Here is a 19027-nt window from a genome sequence, read left to right as displayed (position 1 = left end):
CACCCCTACACCCCCCTACACCCCTACACCCCTAACATAAATAAATAGTTGTTGCATTTGATTTAAAGCATTCAAGCTACCGCACAGCAGCACTTGGTCGCTAGTTCGCAAATCCATGCTGCTATCAGGACAACGGATAAACTTACCATCCCGGCGTATGGCTTGGATTTGCACCCCAGATTCGGAATGTAAAGTTAAGTCTGCGATCGTTTTACCCAAAATTGGGGCATGATCATCAACTTGAATCCATTGACAGGCGGTGTTTTCTCCTGGAACAGCTATTTTACCTTGGGCTAATTCGGCTAAAGCTGCTAGTTCTTCTGATGCTCCCACAACTAACAGGCGATCGCCTGTCTCTAATTTAGTTTGTTGATTGGGATAATCCATTTCTTCGCCGTTGGCGCGACGAATTGCCATTAAACTCACGCCTGTTAAGTAGCGCATATCCGCTTCTTCTAAACTCATACCAATTAAGGGTGAGTCTGAGGGGAGAGGATACCAACGCCGATTTAAATCTTGAGTTATTTGTTTTAAATGGCGGGAAACTTCATCAGCAGTGCGTTCTGGGCGAAAATCTAAGTAGTGATCGCTGCGAATTTGCTGCATTTCTTGCTGTAATACACCAGGGGTCAAGCCTAAGCCAGTTAATAGATAAGTTGCCATTTCGATACTAGCTTCAAATTCTGGTTGGACTACTTCCCTCGCCCCCAATTGATACAGCAACTCAATATTTTTATCTTGGGTAGCCCGAACAACTAAATCTAATTCGGGACACAATTCTAAAGCGCGTTTGAGACAAAGACGGATACTCATGGGGTCAGGAAGTGCGATCGCCATTCCTTTGGCATGATTTACCCCAGCCGTCTCTAAAACGTGTAAACTCACACTATTACCGTAGACGTAAGGTATTTTCGCCTCCCGTAACTGCTGAATTCTGCTTTCAGATTGGTCAATCACTACTATAGGTAGGTTATGTTGCTGTAATAGCTTGACTAAATTTCTCCCTACTCGCCCATAGCCACACACTACTATATGGTCTTTAAAAGGTAGTTCTTCTGAGACATCTTTGGCTTGACTTTCATCTAAATAAGGTTTTAGCCAAGGCATTGATTCCATGAAGTTAAATAAGAATGGGACTAACCGCAGCACAAAGGGAGTGAGCATCAGTGTAACGGCGGTAGTTCCTAAAATGAGTGAATATATCGGCCGAGACACCAACCCCAAGGCTTGTCCTTCACTAGCTAACACAAAGGAAAATTCTCCAATTTGCGCCAGTCCTAACCCCACAATTAAGGCTGTTTTCAATGGGTAGCGGAACAGTTTAACTAAGGGGGTGATAATCAAGAACTTCCCGACAAACACTAAAGCCACTAACCCTAAAATTAATTCTAAGTTGTTCCACAAAAACACCGGATCGATTAACATTCCAATGGCGGCGAAGAACAAACTAGCAAAAATATCTCGCAGTGGTTCTACATAGGTTAGGGTTTGGTCGGCGTACTCCACTTCAGAAATCATTAACCCAGCGACAAACGCCCCCATCTCAATGGAGAGTCCTAAATATTCTGTCAGCAGAGCAATTCCCAAACACAACGCCACTACCCCTAATAGAAATAGTTCTCGGCTTTCAGTACGGGCTAACAGTCTCAATAAAGGCGGGATGAGCCAAATTCCCGCCACCACCGCCCCAGCCGCAAATAAACCAATTCGCACCAAGGCTGTGATCACAGCGATACCAAGGACTTCCCCCGGTTCATTCAGCGCAGGTAACACCGCCAACATCAAACCCAGGGCTAAATCCTGAACTACCAAAATCCCCAGCATTACCTGACCGTGGGGTGTTTCGGTTTCGTTGCGCTCCATTAAGCATTTAAGCACAACGGCTGTAGAAGATAGAGAGAGGATTGAACCTAAGAACACACCCTTGGCGGGTAAAGTTCCCCATGCTCCCGTTACCCCACACACCAACACCGTAACCAAAATTGTCAAGGCGATTTGTAGCCCACCACCACCAAGGGCGATCGCTTTCACTTTTTTGAGTTCCGCAAAGGAAAACTCCACGCCCAAGGCAAATAATAAGAAGGCGACCCCAAACTGCGCCAGGGTTTCCACTTGCACAACTTCTTTAATCAGCCCCAATCCAGCCGGCCCCACAACCATCCCGCCGATGAGATACCCCAGTAGCACAGGTTGTTTTAGCATAGATGCTAATAATCCGCCACAGGCCGCAACGGCCAAAACAGATACTAAATCAACAATTAATCTAAAATCTTCTTGCACCAGTTTCTCTAAGAACTATTAAGACCTATTAACTTTAGAATACAAATTTTTATCTATCTGAGGGAAGGGGAAATCAGTTATCAGTTATCAGGCGGATGGTAGGGAATCAGAGATCCAGGGTTGACACTATCCCAGGGGACAACGATCGCCATCAGTCCAGCAGTTGTGACAAAAGAAGGCGATCGCTAATATCTATGCTATTGATAACCCCGCTTTCTCTAATAAACCGGGGTTGTAAGCAGAATATTCTCAATTATAGAAAATATGCCGAAAAACCTTGAGGAACAGCAACGTAGTTGCGTATTCCGTACTTTAGTCAAGGGATGTTCGCCCTTGGCGTCTCCCCTTGGGAGAAGGCTAATTGAGTCCTTTAGGACTCAGCCATGTTAAAATGTTCTAATCAGTACAAGATTTAAAAACCTACCCCCGGACTGGGGGAAAGTCTACGCCCGAAAAACCTTGAGGAGATATCAGCACGCCCTAAAGGGCGAACGTGTTGAGCCTGGGAACCTGAGAAATCAGGATATTAAGAGCGTAATCTCTTAAGAATCTCCGCACCTTTAGGTCGGAGAGTGTCAATTGATGTAACGGCTTTTCCTTCTGGAGAGCAAACTGCCGGGGTTAATTCATCGGCATTGGTCGCTGACCATTTTATGAAAACACGACCACGCAATTTTTATTTCATCAGGCGCATTTTACGTATTCGACACACCATTTGCTATTTTGATCATCAAGGACAAGAGTATAATTCTTGTCCTTTATTTTTTGGTGAAAGTTTTTGCTCCCCACTCTTGATTAGCGCAAATTAGCCGGAATTTGTGCTGGAATCACCCAATAGTAAATAGTTTTGCCATCTACTTGCAGTGTCTTTTCAGGCTTCCAGTCACCCATATCAAAAGCGTGGGATACCACCCTAGTACCGGGTTTGAGTTCTTTAAATAGCTTAGGACGTAGTTTAAGATTGATTTCAGGTAAGAGGTACAGGGTTACTACGGTAGCCTCACTCAAATCAGTGTTAAATAGGTCTTGCTGAATAAACTTTACCCGATCAGTAACTCCAGCTTGCTGGGCATTGGTATTAGCTTCTTGGATACGTTCTGGATTAATATCTATGCCAATACCTCTTGTGCCGTACTTTTGAGCAGCTGTATTCACAATTCTACCGTCACCACTCCCCAAGTCATAAAGCATATCATCTTTATTTACTTGTGCTACTTTTAACATTGCGTCTACTACAGGTTGTGGTGTTGGCACATAAGGAACATCCGCAGGGCGTTCTTGGGGTTGTGTGGGAGCTAATGTTTCAGTCTGACCTGTTAATGTAGGTGCAGAAGACTGTGCTTCTGATTCTAAGTTCTGTGGTTGTGTGCATCCAACAAGACCCAAATTGGCAATACTAACCCCTGTAACTAGGATAAGTAGCATTTTTTGTAACTTCATCAATAACCTCCATTTAAACTGTTGACTGTTCACTGTTGACTGTTCACTGATTGGTGGTAGCGATTCCAAATCAAAAACGGAATACCTGCTGCTACTACCAAAACACCAGCAACTGCGCCTATATTTGTGTAAACCAAGCTGGAGTAAAGCAAGTAACCACAGACAAGACAAAAAAGTATCGGTGTGACCGGATAAAATGGCACACGGAATGGGCGCGTGATGTGTGGTTCTTGGTTTCGCAACACAATCAGAGATATGCCAGAAAGCAAGAAAAAGAACCAAAATACAGGCGCGGTGTAATCCACCATCGTTTCAAACCCTTTACGGGTGAATGTGCCTAATACAACCAGCCCCAAAGCGATCGCCGCCTGTACCAGCAGCGCAGAACCGGGAGTGCTGGAGAGTTGTTGCCAATTTCCCATAAAACCAAACAGTGAAAAATCTTTACCGAGAGCGTAATTAGTCCGCGCTCCCGTGAAAATTGTGGCGTTGATTGCTCCCAAGGTGGAAATTGCAATTAAAAAGCTAATAAACCAAGCTCCTGGTTCGCCGAAAATAGAGCGCATTAAATCTGCGGCTACGGCTTCTGATTGCGCCATGTTGGCTAATCCTAATGCGCGTAGGTAAGCCCAATTGATTAATAAGTAAATGGCGGTAATAATGCCAATACTCCATAATAGCGATCGCAACATATTGCGCTGTCTATTTTGGATTTCTGCGGAAATGTATGCCGCTTCGTTCCAACCGCCATAAGACAACAGCACAAACACCATTGCTAGCCCCCAATTACCTGATGAGGTAGATTCTACTGTCACAACAGAATCATTTGTGGCACTCAGTCCAAACATCACTACTAGTAACAAACCTAAAACTTTAGCTACAGATAGTAAGTTTTGCGTCCATTTACCCTGTCTTAAACCAAAAATATTTAAGGCTGTTAAAAGAGTAATTACTCCTGCCGCATAGATAGAAGAAGAGAATGAACCAATTCGCCACAATTGGGAGGCATAATCACCAAAAACAAAGGCTAATAGAGTAATAGAACCAGTTTGAATCACTGTTAGCCGCGCCCAGGCAAATAAAAAGGCGATCGCCCGTCCAAATGCACGCTTGAGATAAAAATAGACCCCGCCAACATCAGGATAGGTTGTTGCCAACTCTGCATAGCACAATGCACCAATCATAGAGACCAAGCCACCAGCTAGCCACAACATCAGTACAGCAAGATCATTCCCGGCTTGATTCGCCACCAATGCCGGAGTTTGAAAAATGCCTGCACCAATCACAATCCCTACAATTAAAGCCACTGCATCTGGTAATCTTAACAACAGCCTAGGTGTTACCATATTTGTAGTCTCTCCCTGCTCCAGTGCAATGTTTTCCGTAGGTCTACTCACATTAGCTCCTTACTAATTTGCAGTCCAAGAGTGTAAATGAAAAGTACTGAGTTGATGAAATAACCTGGTGATTTTTGAGTGAATCACTGGGTATTACTACAAATTTTTCGAGTGTGGTTAATCGGAAGTAAATGGGACTGAGGAGTAATCTATTAGGTGTGGGTAAGAGTAATTTATCAGTCCCATATATTCAATTTTGAGCGAAAAATGTGACTAAAAAGTGAGCAAAACAAAATAAAAACTTCTGTCACTGATCAGATTGATCACAACCTAGAGAATGATTGACAGAATTCCAGACTTAGAATAACTAACTTTTAGTTTATCAACTCTGAACAAGTACCGGGACAGGGGACAGGATATAGGGGAAAGATGTATTTCTTTGATTCATCGGGGGTGGTGCGCCTGCTCCTAATTATGAGGTTTCCCTTAGAATCTAATACTAGGTAGAAGTAAAATATCTACAAGTTCGCCTATTACTAAACCAGTCGTAGCTAAAACAGTTAAAATCCAAAAAGAATCTACCTTATTGAAACCTGCAAACCGCATTTCTAAATCAGCTAAAAGTGTGCTAGCTACAGGGATGAGAAAAAGGCTAAATAATAAAGACCAAGTGGCGACTAAGGCAATTGAGATACTTAAGACTAAAATTACTACTAAGGTTCGAGAACCCAAGGAAACTAAACGTTCTAACCAAGAGATACTTTTACGGACTACCGCTATGGCGATCGTAGCTACAAACCCTCCCACTAACCAAATAATGTGATGCGCCGCTAGATACCATCCTAGAAAAGCGTAAGCTACCCACAGCAAGATTAGAGGGAGTAAGGTAATTCTGTGATTAGATTCTAAATTTATCTTTTCCATAAATTTAACTTTATGTAATTATTAAGATTTACGCTACCTATTCTTTTGCAGAAAAGATAACTACTTTTACACTTAGATTTAGCAAATTTTCCCAAAAAATCCTCGACTGCCAAGGAAAAGTTAATTATATTTATATTAATTTTTTCTAATTACTTAGTAACTCTATGTATTTAGGGATAATTTCAAGAAATTCGGGAGTGGGGAGTAGGGGAAAACATACTCCCCTTCCCTGTAACCTGTAACCTGTAACCTGTAACCTGTAACCTGTCACCTGTAACCTGTCACCTATTTTCCTAACGAATAGCGGCTCGTTTGTCGATTTCCGCCCAATTCACGACATTCCACCAATTGTTCAAATACTCTGGGCGACGGTTGCGATATCTCAGATAATAGGCGTGTTCCCAAACATCATTCCCCATAATTGGATATAACCCTTCCATAATGGGACTATCCTGATTAGCCGTAGTCATAATCTGGAGTTGGCCTTGGGGGTTACGCACTAACCAAACCCAACCACTACCAAAACGACTAGCACCAGCTGCGTTAAATTGAGTTTTAAAAGCATCAAAACTGCCAAAAGTTTGATTAATTTCTTCGGCTAGTTTCCCTGTTGGTTGTCCACCACCGTCAGGACTCATGATTTGCCAGAAAATAGTGTGATTCAAGTGTCCCCCACCGTTATTTCGGACTTTTGTACGAATATCTTCAGGTACACTGTCCAAATCTCTCAGCAAAGCTTCAACACTTCTTTTTTGTAAATCCGGGTACTTCTTCAGCGCATCATTGAGATTATTGACATAGCTAGCATGATGGGCATCATGATGCAGTTTCATTGTTTCTCCATCAATGGCTTGACTCAAAGCTGTGTAATCATAGGGTAACGGCGGTAACTTGGCGGGTGAAGCACTTAACTCTCGATCAGGGTAAGCTACAGGTAAAGAAGACTTAGCAGTAGTTTCTGTGGTATTGACAGACTGTGACTCAGCTATTGGCATTGTTCCACAAGCCGCAAGCAAAATTGCTGACAACAACAAAGCAACTGTCTTTTGCAAAAACTGAAACATAAACTATCACCTCAAAATTCATATTGCAAATGAAGTAAGACCAATTAATCAATCCCAGCATTTTATGTGGATGGAATTAATAAGTGCCATAGCTATATAGGCTTTCTTGTTTTAGTGAAGTACATCTTTTTCAGATCAAGGGCTGGAAGTGAAAGTGTATCTTATGTAATTAGGAACTACTATAGAGCAAGTAAAGCACTATCCCAAAACTATCTTCAGCAAAAATCTTACAATAAAAATGCTGTTAACACAAAGGTAATGTCTTTTAATCTAAGAGAACCCACTCTATTTTCACTTTTCACGATAAGCATAAATTTGCAATGTCACAAATTTAATTATCAATGAAATTTTATTCTAATTTTAGTTCTAAAAAATGAAATTTAGATTGCTAATTACAGGAAAGATTTAGTTTTTATATTCCAGCAAATTCTAACATGAAATTATATTTATAAATTTTAAGTCTTTAATATATTCCTTTGGATATACAGCCAAAACTTACAAGCAAAACTATTGGCAGAGACAGGAGTATTTTTCTTTTGTTAAACATATAATTGAGTCAGGAATAAGGCTTTAGCTGAAATAAGTTTCTGAAAGAACTATGTTACTTTCTGCATAGATTCAGTCCTAAATCAGCTAGGGTAATCTGCTTTGATTGTTGTTCGCGCGCGGTGTAATCATACTGACTTGCGTAGGCTGGGAGTAGGTAGGGGTGGATTTAAGCAGTAAATTTGTGGGTAAGGGATTTCTAAATAAAATTTTTTTAAATGTCTTCTAGCTTAAGTATGAAGTATATCTGTCATGTGATTACAGATGACTTTGTAAAAATATCAACTTGCTCAATATCTCAATATATATAGCGAAGGATATGTAATATGTTTGTTAATAATGTATTTCAAAATAAAATAGCCCTAAATCAGAAGAGTGATCAGGGAACTCGTAGTGAAATTAACACTAAGCCATCACCAAATAATAGTTTAAACATTCCCGATATAGCTATATCTTTAACCCCTATTGGCTTAGTTTTTAGCTGGGTTATCTTCTTTATAATTTTGAGAAAAATTCGGACTATTTTAGAAGATAAAATGGTCACAACAGTTAAAGGATCACATCAATTGCCTTGCAAGAAATGCAAATTTTATGCTAACAACCATTATCTAAAATGTGCTGTAAATCCTGGAGTTGTCATGACGGAAGAGGCAAAAGATTGTTGTGAATACTCACCTGAAAAAGATAGTAGATTTTCAGCTAAAAATATTTTCCAATAATAGCTTATTGACCAAGATTTCCACTAAAAATTTGTAACGTAAATATTACATATTTTCTTTCTGAAACAACTTTTTAAATTTCCCATACTACTTCGTGTTTCGCGGTAGAGTTGCGTAGCAAAGTAAGCTACACGAAATGTCTCGAAGAGAAGGGGTTGACATTGCAGCAAAAATCAAAATTATAGATTCAATTTATCAATGATATTGACTAAGTATTTGTAGTAGTAATAGTTTATTAATCTTTTCATAATTGTCAAAATGACAGACATAATAAATTACTATAAATATTTAACAGTCATCACCCATAAAAATGAACCCAGTTTTGATTAATGACACTACATTACGTGATGGTGAGCAAGCGGCTAGTATTGCTTTTAACATAGAAGAAAAAATAGCGATCGCCACATTTCTTGATGTTATTGGCGTTGATGAAATTGAAGTAGGGATTCCGGCTATGGGTCAGGCGGAACAGAACGCCATAGCAGCCATTTGTGAATTAGGTTTACAAGCCAAGCTATTGGGTTGGAATCGAGCTGTAATTTCCGATATTCAAGCTTGCATAGCTTGTGGGTTACAACGAGTACATATATCGATTCCCGTGTCTGCAATCCAAATTAATGCCAAATTTCAAGGACAATGGCAATTAGTGCTGCAAAAACTCAAAGATAGTGTAAATTTTGCCCTTGATCAAGGACTTTTTGTCTCTGTAGGGGGAGAAGACTCTTCCAGAGCCGAAGAAAACTTTCTGTTAGACCTAGTGCTATCTGCTCAAGAATTAGGCGCATCACGGTTTCGTTATTGTGACACAGTAGGCATTCTCGAACCTTTTACAACTTACACCAAAATCAAACAACTAGTAACATCTTTGGCTATACCAGTAGAAATGCACACTCACAATGATTTTGGTTTAGCCACAGCCAACGCCCTAGCCGGTATCAAAGCAGGTGCTATATCAATAAATACTACAGTTAATGGTTTAGGCGAAAGGGCTGGGAATGCAGCTTTAGAAGAAGTTGTGATGGCTCTAAAACACTTGTATCACTATGATTTAAATATTGACACACGACGATTAATAGAAATGTCTCAACTGGTAACATCCGCATCTGGTTATGATTTACCACCTTGGAAAGCCGTAGTAGGAGCAAATAACTTCGCCCATGAATCAGGTATTCATGCTCATGGGGTACTACAAAACCCCAACACTTATGAACCATTTGCACCAGAAGAACTAGGTACTTCCCGACGTTTAGTAATTGGTAAGCATTCCGGTAAACATCTGCTATCTAGCGTATTGCAGCAACACGACATTATCCTCAACCCTGAAGAAACCCAATCTGTGTTAGACGCAGTACGAGAAGAATCAGTCCAAAAAAAACGTAGCCTGACTACACAAGAACTCTTATATTTAGTTGAAACACAAATAAAAGTGTAGCCAATATCTCTCTGTGTCTCTGTGTCTCCGTGGTGAAATCAAGAGCTTTTCAAACACCCTCTAAAGAGAATTTCATCGAACTAACATTTTTAGCCCGTAAAACTTGTTAAATTCACAAAATTTATGACTAACGAAACAAATCTACCTACCCTGACAGCTTTAGAATATATTCCCTACATTGATGACAACGGTCAATTACCTGAAGATTTACAGGGAAAGATTGGAGTATATGCCATCTTTAATCAAGAAAGAGAACTGCAATTTGTTGGTTACTCTCGTGATGTTTACTTAAGCCTCAGACAGCATTTAATTCGTCAACCCCAACAATGTTATTGGGTGAAAGTGGAAACAATTGAGCGTCCTAGTCGGACAATTTTAGAAAATATTGAGCAGGCTTGGATAGCTGAAAATGGCAGTCTTCCCGTGGGTAATGGAGAAAAAAAAGCCACATGGACACAGCCTATTGATGTTAAAACAATAATGACACCGGAAGAAGAGGCTAATTATCAAAAACCCACTAATGATGAACTCACTCAAATGAAAATCATTAAAAATGCCGCCAGAAGATTAGAAACAGAAATTCTAGCGGCTTTAGAATTACGTGGTTTAAAAACACAAATTCGGTTCAATCCTAAGTTAAAAGAAACAGGGTTACTAGATTTAAAATAATTCGTAATGGACTGCGTCCCGCTACGCTAACGTAATTCGTAATTCGTAATTCGTAATTCGTAATTCGTAATTAAAAAATGCTAATTTTAAAACTTAGTGTGGGAATTTTACCATCTTAATTACAAGTTACGAATTATTTTGAAATAAAGTAAAATATGACAATACAAATGTTAAACGATCGCTATCAAGTGATTCGCACATTGGGGGCTGGTGGCTTTGGTGAAACCTATCTCGCAGAAGATAGTTATATGCCGTCTAAGCGGCGGTGTGTGGTGAAACAACTCAGGCCAATTCATAACAATTCCCAGATTTATCAGTTAGTTCAAGAACGATTTCAAAGAGAAGCGGCAATTTTAGAAGAACTGGGCGGAAAAAATGACCAAATTCCGTCATTGTATGCTTATTTCTCTGCGGATGGGCAATTTTATTTAGTACAAGAGTGGGTGGAAGGGGATACACTCACCGCCAAAGTTCAACAGCAAGGGTTATTAAGTGAGAATATAGTCCGGGAAATATTGCTGAATGTCTTACCTATTCTGGATTACGTCCACTCTCAGCAAATCGTCCACCGTGATATTAAGCCAGATAATATCATGGTGCGTCATCGAGATGGGAAACCTGTACTGATTGACTTTGGTGCAGTGCGGGAATCAATGGGGACAGTGGTAAATTCCCAAGGTCATCCTACCAGTTCGATTGTCATTGGTACACCTGGGTATATGCCCAGTGAACAAGCCGCAGGTAGACCAGTGTATTCTAGTGATTTATATAGTTTAGGGCTGACCGCGATTTATTTGTTGACGGGGATGCAGCCACAACAATTAGAGACAGACTCACAAACTGGTGAAATTATTTGGAGTAATTACGCACAGAATATTAGTCCTGTTATCGCCAGTGTAATTGATCGGGCGATCGCCTACCATCCCCGCGATCGCTTCCCCACAGCAAAAGCCATGCTAGAGGCTTTGCAAAGTGTAGCTAACACCATACCACCAACTCAAGCATTCACAAGACATTCAGCAGACATCCCCGTTACCAAACCATTAGCCACCACACCAACGCCTAACACAATTCCCGCTACTACTCAGCCGCCAACTTCAGGTAATAATCAGAATGCGCTTGTCATTGGCGGTTTGATTGCAGGTGGGTTAATAGGTAGTTCTGTGATTATTGGTCAAGTATTAACAAAATCGCCGCAACCCCTAGCCAACCAAAATATTACGTCTTCAGTCACACCCCAAGTTATTGCAACTCCTACTCCTGTTACAACATCTGTAGCAGCGTCACCCATCCCAGAAAATCCTCAACCTCAAATACCTCCAGATGTCGAAAGACCACCATTAGAACAGCCAGATGTACCAACTACTAACAATTATTTTTGGCTTTCCGAAAGAGCTGTTACCGATGCAGATTTAGCTGGTAAAACTGGCTTTGAGCTAGATATTATGCGAAATACAATTTTCGCCGTTCACGGTCGCCGTTTTAACAATCCTGGAATTCAGAATTACTTTAACAACCAACCTTGGTATCGTCCTTTATACTCACCAAAAGAATTTCCGGGAAACCTACTCTCAAGATTAGAGCAGACCAATACAGCTTATATTGCTAGATATCAAGACCGTAATAATTTAAGATATTTTAAGAAATAAGCCCTAGGGCATATGTAGTTAAAAGTAATCACGTCAACCTGATTATCTCTGATGGGTTTTGCTCATCAGCTTTTTTAGCTGGCAATTTTTAAAACAAAAAATTATTAACTCTGTGTCTAGCAACTTATGGAAACGCTACTAGAGAATCGCTATCGAGTAGTCCAAACTTTGGGTAGTGGTGGATTTGGGGAAACATTCTTGGCGGAAGATACCCAAATGCCATCTAGCCGTCGCTGCGTGGTGAAACAGCTTAAACCGATACACAATAATCCGCAAATTTACCAACTAGTACAAGAGCGTTTTCAACGAGAAGCAGCCATTTTAGAAGATTTAGGCAGCTATAATGACCAAATACCTGCCCTATATGCTTATTTTCAATCGGATGGGCAATTTTATGTGATTCAAGAGTGGGTGCAAGGGGATACACTCACAGCTAAATTTCGCCAACAAGGTGTATTTAGTGAAAGCGCAGTTAAAGACATTCTCGTGAATCTATTACCCGTCTTAGAGTACGTCCATTCTAAGCGGATCATTCACCGCGATATTAAACCAGATAACATTATTCTGCGCCATCGGGATAGCAAACCTGTACTGATTGACTTTGGTGCAGTGCGGGAATCTATGGGAACAGTATTCAATTCGCAAGGGTTACCTACCAGTTCGATTGTAATTGGGACACCAGGCTATATGCCGAGTGAACAAGCCGCAGGTAGACCGATGTATTCCAGTGATATATATAGTTTGGGAATGACAGCAATTTATTTGCTAACTGGGAAACAGCCGCATGAATTAGAGACAGACCCCAGGAATGGGGAAATTATCTGGCGGACACACGCCTTGAGTGTCAGTCCTACATTAGCAGATGTAATTGATCGCGCGATCGCCTACCACCCCAGAGAACGCTTCACCACCGCTAGAGAAATGTTACAAGCCTTGCAATTCGGTGCAGCTACCTTTCCCCCGACAGTAGGAACACCCCAAAGCATACCTGAACAGACAATTTCTGTTAGTCCAGCCGCTTCTCCTCAACCTACAAATCAAAGTGATGGTAAACAAAGAATTTTGGTGGGGAGTTTAATTACTGGTGGTTTAATTGCTGCGGTGGCGATTATTAGTTTCGCCAACAACAATAACCAACAACTGCAAACAGTAGATGAGTCTACGCCTGTACCTACTGAACAATCAACAATTGTTAATGAACCCCCATCAACCCCCATCTCTAGCCTTCCTACCGCAACCCCTACATCTGAACCGCAGACACCAACACAAACTAACCGTCCTTATTTGGGTATTCAGATGGTGACACTGACACCAGAAGATAAAGAAAAATTCAGGAATCAATTTGGAGATCGCATTAATATTACAGCAGATACTGGAGTTTTATTAGTTAATATCGTTCCGGGATATCCAGCATCTATTGGTGGATTACAATCTGGTGATGTGATTCGCAGTATTAATAATCAACCTGTCACCACAATTGAAGAAGTAGGAAAAATAGTGGAACAGAGTAGAATTGGTAGTCCTTTGCCAATCGAAGTAGAACGTAATCAGCAACTTGTCCAAGTTATCGTTACTCCTGCAACAAGACCATCACCAGAAGCAACTATCCAAAATTATTATGGACATATCAATCGCAGTGAATATGAAGCTGCGTGGAATTATCTATCTAAAGACCATCAAAACAACAAAGAATTGCATCCCAATGGCTTCAATTCATTCAAAGAATGGTGGGGAAAAGTTAGATATGTAGAGATTCAACAGTTGACAAGTCAAGAAATAAGTAACGAAACAGCAACCGTAGACTCTCAAGTTTCTTATTCAATGAAATCAGGCGGAACAATATCTCAATCTCTACGTTTCTTTTTAAAGCAAGAAACATCATCTCCACTATGGTTGATTTATAAAACAGAGAAACTTTAATTAGCGATCGCATCAACAGTAAAATTAGAAATACAAAGTACGCAGTTACATCAATTCGCATGAATTATTGGGATAGTCAACTAGACTAAATGAGTTAAAGTATACCATAAACACCCTCGTCCTGACTGACACCGACTTATGGAAACGCTGCTAGACAATCGCTATCGAGTAGTTCAAACTTTGGGTAGTGGTGGATTTGGGGAAACATTCTTGGCAGAAGATACCCAAATGCCATCTAGCCGTCGCTGCGTAGTGAAACAGCTTAAACCTATTCACCATAATCCCCAAATTTACCAACTAGTACAAGAGCGTTTTCAACGGGAAGCGGCAATTTTAGAAGACTTGGGGAGTTATACAGACCAAATTCCCACTTTATATGCTTATTTTCAATCCGATGGGCAATTTTATGTGATTCAAGAGTGGGTGCAAGGGGATACACTCACAGCCAAATTTCGTCAACAAGGCATATTTAGTGAAAGCGCAGTTAAAGACATTCTCGTGAATCTATTACCCGTCTTAGAGTACGTCCATTCTAAGCGGATCATTCACCGCGATATTAAACCAGATAACATTATTCTGCGTCATCGGGATGGCAAACCTGTACTGATTGACTTTGGTGCAGTGCGGGAATCTATGGGTACAGTGGTAAATTCCCAAGGTGATCCTACCAGTTCGATTGTGATTGGGACACCAGGCTATATGCCGAGTGAACAAGCCGCAGGTAGACCGATGTATTCCAGTGATATATATAGTTTGGGAATGACAGCAATTTATTTGCTGACGGGGAAACAGCCACAGGAATTAGAGACAGACCCCAGGAGTGGGGAAATTATCTGGCGCACATACGCCTTGAGTGTCAGTCCTACATTAGCAGGTGTCATTGATCGCGCGATCGCCTACCACCCCAGAGAACGCTTCGCCACCGCTAGGGAAATGTTAGAAGCCTTGCAATTAGGTGCAGTCACCTTCCCCCCAACCGTCCCTTATCAGCAACCACAAACTCCCCCCACAGTTCCTTATCAGCAACCACAAACTCCCCCAACCGTTCCTTATCAGCAACCACAAATAGCTACAGTTCCACCTGCTGCAACATTATCCAACACCGTCGCCGTCAGTCCAGCACCTTCCCCATCTCCTCAACCTGTCAATCAAACTAATAGTAATCGGGGAGTTGTACTTGGTAGTTTAATTGCTGGGGGTTTAGTTGGTGCATCTGTCTTAATTGGGTTCGCCTTGACTAGACCAAATCAACCAGTAGCACAGTCAACAACATCTTCTAATGAATCTATTATTAACAATAACAGCACTCCCACTGTAGAACCGACGGACACCTCTACAATTCCTGAAACAACTACAAATCAAGAAACAACTCAAAATACTGCACCACGGGTAAATCCTCCTGTCACCAGAAATTTACCCCCTGTAACAAACCCTGTTGATTCGCCAATTGCTAATGAATCCGAACCAGAAGAGAATACATCATCTGAAACTCCAGAATTATTAAGACCCCCACCAGAACAAGCAATTGAGAATTATTATGCAACTATCAATCAGGGTGAGTATGAAAATGCGTGGAATATGCTATCTCCCAGCTTTCAAAATAGCAAGCTGCACCCCAAAGGCTATCTTTCTTACGTGGAGTGGTGGGGAGGACAGGTAGAAAGCGTTAATGTTGATAACGTCAATTTAGTAGAAGCGAATACAGAAACAGCTACAGTTACTACGCGGTTGACATACTTGATGAAAACCGGTAGACAATCTTCTAATTCTGTGCGCTTTTCTCTGTTATGGGATGAGGACAATAGTAGATGGGTTGTCAATGGTGCTAAGTAGTAACTTAATAATGTATCGTCCTATGATTTGGGATAAGTAAAACTTAACTGTTGACTCTTTTCGGGGCTGAAGTACAAAGCCTGAAACCCTGATTATTTCGTTGACAGCCCCGGCAGTCTTATCCAGCAAGGGTTTCAGCCTGCGTTTTTCCACATTTATTCTCTGTTTAGAACTTTCATTTTGACCAAATTTGACAAGCCCCGAAAATATGCTGTAGGATTACCTCTAGGTAAGGTGTTCAGAGCCTAGCCCTTTAAACTTCTTCGGAAGTTGAATTAATGGAAACCATTCCATATCACATCCCTCTGATCTAAATTCAGAGCTTTAAACTTCTTCGGAAGTTGAATTAATGGAAACTAGAGAGTCCACTCGCGAAAGTTGATCGCTCCTGTGGTCTTTAAACTTCTTCGGAAGTTGAATTAATGGAAACATGGAAACCCCGCGAAACTTTCGTGGGTTTCGAGAGCTTTAAACTTCTTCGGAAGTTGAATTAATGGAAACCTGATGCGATCCTCCAAAAAATCAACAATAATTAAAACTTTAAACTTCTTCGGAAGTTGAATTAATGGAAACAAAACAACTCCCATTCTCCTTCTTGAGGATTGAGAAAACTTTAAACTTCTTCGGAAGTTGAATTAATGGAAACGATCAAAATCATTGCCACTACATAAAGCAAAAAAATCTTTAAACTTCTTCGGAAGTTGAATTAATGGAAACGAGTCCCCGCTCCAATTCCCCAATATAAATATACATCTTCTTTAAACTTCTTCGGAAGTTGAATTAATGGAAACTTTTATTTCTACGAATTGAGTCCATTCGTAGATGGCTTTAAACTTCTTCGGAAGTTGAATTAATGGAAACATCTAAAACATTATTGAAAACTTGCTCGGAAATAGTACTTTAAACTTCTTCGGAAGTTGAATTAATGGAAACGCCGTTGAACTGCGAGACAACCTGGAGCAGTTCCTGCTTTAAACTTCTTCGGAAGTTGAATTAAGCGAATATTGATGCGATCGCCTTTTTATATTTCATGATGAGCAGTATGGAGAAAAAAGGCGATCGCTCTTCTATATTTAGTTGTGAGACTTTATCATGAGTAGTGGTGTGGAGAAAAAAGGCGATCGCTTTTTTCCTCCTCATCATCTCTTGTTGGAAAAATCAGACTAATTTAACTACCAGCATTTTGCTCAAGCCAAGTGACTAAATCAGCGACTTGCGTAAAATCTAAAAACTCTTCTCCTAGTGCTTCTAATTGTAATAGAAAATATCCCCTAATTCTTGAAGAAATCGGGGATGTAAAGCTATAAATTTAGACAAATCAAATTGCTTGTTGGTTTAACCAAGTCCCTAAATCAGATAGGGATGAAAATCTTAGAATAGCTCTACCTAATGCTTCTAACTGTTCCTTATTTAAAACTTGCACTTGTTCAACAATTGACGCATCAATTTCACCAAAACGTTCATCAAGTAACAACAGACAAAATTTCAGTGCTTCTTGCTGTTCACCACGCTGTTCACCACGCTGTTCACCACGTCGTTCACCTTTGTCCAAAATATACTGATAAATCACCGACTCTTGCATAGTCTCCTCCCGGAACAATTTTAGAATCAACTCTTGGTCAAACTTTAACCCCGCCAAAATCTCTGTATAAGCAGTTGTATTCTGTCTAGTCTCAATATCTGGAATTCTAGCAAGACTTTGAGCAACTTGCGATAATAAGGCGGGTGCAGAATCGGTTTTGGCTAATGGTGCTAACGGTAACAACCCTAAATTATTCAGAAATATAGCTGCATCTTGTTCCCACATTCTCATCACTTGATAGCGATGAATTGTCGTTTCGCTGACATATTCTGTGGTAAAAGCAATTTCATCAGTTGTTGGTTGTAAGAAAATTACTACTTGGGTGACAGGAAGTTGATATTTCCGTGTCAAGCGGACGTAGTAATCTAGCATCCGCAATCCTAGTGGGGTTTTAGATTTGATTGTGGTTTGAAATTCTAGATGTAAAATCCGATTTTCTGTTTGCAAGAATGTCACCGCATCAGCGCGAATTGGTTCGATGCTCAATTCGGTTTTTAAGATTTTAATTTGCTGTGGTTCTTGATTTAATAACCACCTAATAAAATCACGGGGATATTTTTCTGCGAGGTTTTTACAGAGATTATCATATTCTGCCATTTAGAAATTGATCATATTTAATCATAATAATAATTAATTATAAAGGAAGTGGTTTATTTGTTACAAAAAAATGGCGATGGTCTCCGACCGACCGGAGGTCATCGCTTTTTTCATCCTCATCATCTCTTGTTGGAAAAATCAGAATCATTTAACTACCAGGATTTTGCTCAAGCCAAGTGACTAAATCAGCGACTTTTGTAAAATCTAAAAACTCTTCTCCCAATGCTTCTAATTGTGCTGTTGATAAGATTTGAATGCGCTCAATTATGGCTGAATCAATTTCGCCAAATCGCCGATTTAACATACGCGTTAAGAAACGCAAAGCTTCTTGCTGTTCACCACGCTGTTCACCTTTGTCCAAAATATACTGATAAATCACCGACTCTTGCATAGTCTCCTCCCGGAACAATTTTAGAATCAACTCTTGCTCAAACTTTAACCCCGCCAAAATTTCTGTATAAGCAGTCGTATTCTGTCTAGTCTCAATATCTGGAATTCTAGCAAGACTTTGAGCAACTTGCGATAATAAGGCTGGTGCAGAATCGGTTTTGGTTAATGGTGCTAATGGTAATAAACCCAAATTATTCAGAAACATCGCTGAATCTTGCTCCCACATTCTCATCACTTGATAGCGATGAATTGTCGTTTCGCTGACATATTCTGTGGTAAAAGCGATTTCATCAGTTGTTGGTTGTAAGAAAATTACTACTTGGGTGACAGGAAGTTGATATTTCCGTGTCAAGCGGACGTAGTAATCTAGCATCCGCAATCCTAGTGGGGTTTTAGATTTGATTGTGGTTTGAAATTCTAGATGTAAAATCCGATTTTCTGTTTGCAAGAATGTCACCGCATCAGCGCGAATTGGTTCGATGCTCAATTCGGTTTTTAAGATTTTAATTTGCTGTGGTTCTTGATTTAATAACCACCTAATAAAATCACGGGGATATTTTTCTGCGAGATTTTTACAGAGATTATCATATTCTGCCATTTAGAAATTGATCATATTTAATCATGATAATAATTAATTATAAAGGA

Annotated in this window: 12 protein-coding genes, 1 pseudogene and 1 CRISPR repeat array; of the genes and pseudogenes, 6 read left to right on the top strand and 7 right to left on the bottom strand. The window is 40.3% G+C overall.

Annotated features, from left to right (window positions below; translation table 11 throughout):
* Window positions 1-15: 15 nt before the first annotated feature.
* From L6494_RS25110 to L6494_RS25090, 5 genes are all read right to left on the bottom strand, one after another.
* The gene (locus L6494_RS25110) at window positions 16-2280 is read right to left on the bottom strand and encodes a cation:proton antiporter domain-containing protein (protein ID WP_237990444.1); all 2265 of its coding nucleotides are present in this window, start codon (window positions 2278-2280) and stop codon (window positions 16-18) included.
* Window positions 2281-3075: 795 nt separating this feature from the next.
* Window positions 3076-3720: an SAM-dependent methyltransferase gene (locus tag L6494_RS25105; protein ID WP_237990442.1), complete on the bottom strand. Its 645-nt coding sequence runs from the start codon at window positions 3718-3720 to the stop codon at window positions 3076-3078.
* Window positions 3721-3749: 29 nt separating this feature from the next.
* The gene (locus tag L6494_RS25100; protein WP_237990440.1) at window positions 3750-5066 is read right to left on the bottom strand and encodes an APC family permease; all 1317 of its coding nucleotides are present in this window, start codon (window positions 5064-5066) and stop codon (window positions 3750-3752) included.
* Window positions 5067-5543: 477 nt separating this feature from the next.
* On the bottom strand, window positions 5544-5981 hold the full coding sequence (locus L6494_RS25095; protein ID WP_237990438.1) for a hypothetical protein: 438 nt from the start codon (window positions 5979-5981) through the stop codon (window positions 5544-5546).
* A gap of 293 nt (window positions 5982-6274) precedes the next feature.
* Complete coding sequence (locus L6494_RS25090) at window positions 6275-7045, bottom strand: superoxide dismutase (protein WP_330911046.1); 771 nt, start codon at window positions 7043-7045, stop codon at window positions 6275-6277.
* 872 nt (window positions 7046-7917) lie between these two features.
* Here L6494_RS25090 and L6494_RS25085 point away from each other — a divergent pair.
* From L6494_RS25085 to L6494_RS25060, 6 genes are all read left to right on the top strand, one after another.
* Complete coding sequence (locus L6494_RS25085) at window positions 7918-8310, top strand: hypothetical protein (protein WP_237990437.1); 393 nt, start codon at window positions 7918-7920, stop codon at window positions 8308-8310.
* A gap of 310 nt (window positions 8311-8620) precedes the next feature.
* The gene (gene nifV / locus L6494_RS25080) at window positions 8621-9742 is read left to right on the top strand and encodes a homocitrate synthase (protein WP_237990436.1); all 1122 of its coding nucleotides are present in this window, start codon (window positions 8621-8623) and stop codon (window positions 9740-9742) included.
* 123 nt (window positions 9743-9865) lie between these two features.
* On the top strand, window positions 9866-10411 hold the full coding sequence (locus tag L6494_RS25075; RefSeq protein ID WP_237990435.1) for a GIY-YIG nuclease family protein: 546 nt from the start codon (window positions 9866-9868) through the stop codon (window positions 10409-10411).
* A gap of 155 nt (window positions 10412-10566) precedes the next feature.
* Entirely contained in the window at window positions 10567-12060 is a 1494-nt protein-coding gene (locus L6494_RS25070) for a protein kinase domain-containing protein (protein WP_237990434.1), read from the top strand.
* Between the two features lie 126 nt (window positions 12061-12186).
* A complete protein-coding gene (locus L6494_RS25065; RefSeq protein ID WP_237990433.1) occupies window positions 12187-13980 on the top strand; it encodes a protein kinase domain-containing protein in 1794 nt (597 codons plus the stop codon).
* A 138-nt stretch (window positions 13981-14118) separates the two neighbouring features.
* Entirely contained in the window at window positions 14119-15813 is a 1695-nt protein-coding gene (locus L6494_RS25060) for a serine/threonine-protein kinase (protein ID WP_237990431.1), read from the top strand.
* A 251-nt stretch (window positions 15814-16064) separates the two neighbouring features.
* Window positions 16065-16817: direct repeats of the CRISPR family, unit length 35 nt; unit sequence CTTTAAACTTCTTCGGAAGTTGAATTAATGGAAAC.
* 164 nt (window positions 16818-16981) lie between these two features.
* Here the strand turns inward: L6494_RS25060 and L6494_RS31205 are convergent.
* Window positions 16982-17620, bottom strand: a pseudogene (locus L6494_RS31205) (DUF4351 domain-containing protein).
* 520 nt (window positions 17621-18140) lie between these two features.
* On the bottom strand, window positions 18141-18980 hold the full coding sequence (locus L6494_RS25050) for an Rpn family recombination-promoting nuclease/putative transposase (protein ID WP_237990430.1): 840 nt from the start codon (window positions 18978-18980) through the stop codon (window positions 18141-18143).
* Between the last annotated feature and the right edge of the window lie 47 nt (window positions 18981-19027).

The sequence above is a fragment of the Nostoc sp. UHCC 0870 genome (assembly GCF_022063185.1).
Classification (GTDB): Bacteria; Cyanobacteriota; Cyanobacteriia; order Cyanobacteriales; family Nostocaceae; genus Trichormus.
The sequence above is the reverse complement of the archived record's forward strand: the minus strand, read 5'-3'. Positions and strand labels throughout refer to the sequence as shown.

Coding starts and splice junctions, on each gene's coding strand:
- L6494_RS25105 (WP_237990442.1), bottom strand. CDS start 3,720: ATGAAGTTACAAAAAATGCTACTTATCCTAGTTACAGGGGTTAGTATT.
- L6494_RS25100 (WP_237990440.1), bottom strand. CDS start 5,066: ATGGTAACACCTAGGCTGTTGTTAAGATTACCAGATGCAGTGGCTTTA.
- L6494_RS25095 (WP_237990438.1), bottom strand. CDS start 5,981: ATGGAAAAGATAAATTTAGAATCTAATCACAGAATTACCTTACTCCCT.
- L6494_RS25090 (WP_330911046.1), bottom strand. CDS start 7,045: ATGTTTCAGTTTTTGCAAAAGACAGTTGCTTTGTTGTTGTCAGCAATT.
- L6494_RS25085 (WP_237990437.1), top strand. CDS start 7,918: ATGTTTGTTAATAATGTATTTCAAAATAAAATAGCCCTAAATCAGAAG.
- nifV (WP_237990436.1), top strand. CDS start 8,621: ATGAACCCAGTTTTGATTAATGACACTACATTACGTGATGGTGAGCAA.
- L6494_RS25075 (WP_237990435.1), top strand. CDS start 9,866: ATGACTAACGAAACAAATCTACCTACCCTGACAGCTTTAGAATATATT.
- L6494_RS25070 (WP_237990434.1), top strand. CDS start 10,567: ATGACAATACAAATGTTAAACGATCGCTATCAAGTGATTCGCACATTG.
- L6494_RS25065 (WP_237990433.1), top strand. CDS start 12,187: ATGGAAACGCTACTAGAGAATCGCTATCGAGTAGTCCAAACTTTGGGT.
- L6494_RS25060 (WP_237990431.1), top strand. CDS start 14,119: ATGGAAACGCTGCTAGACAATCGCTATCGAGTAGTTCAAACTTTGGGT.
- L6494_RS25050 (WP_237990430.1), bottom strand. CDS start 18,980: ATGGCAGAATATGATAATCTCTGTAAAAATCTCGCAGAAAAATATCCC.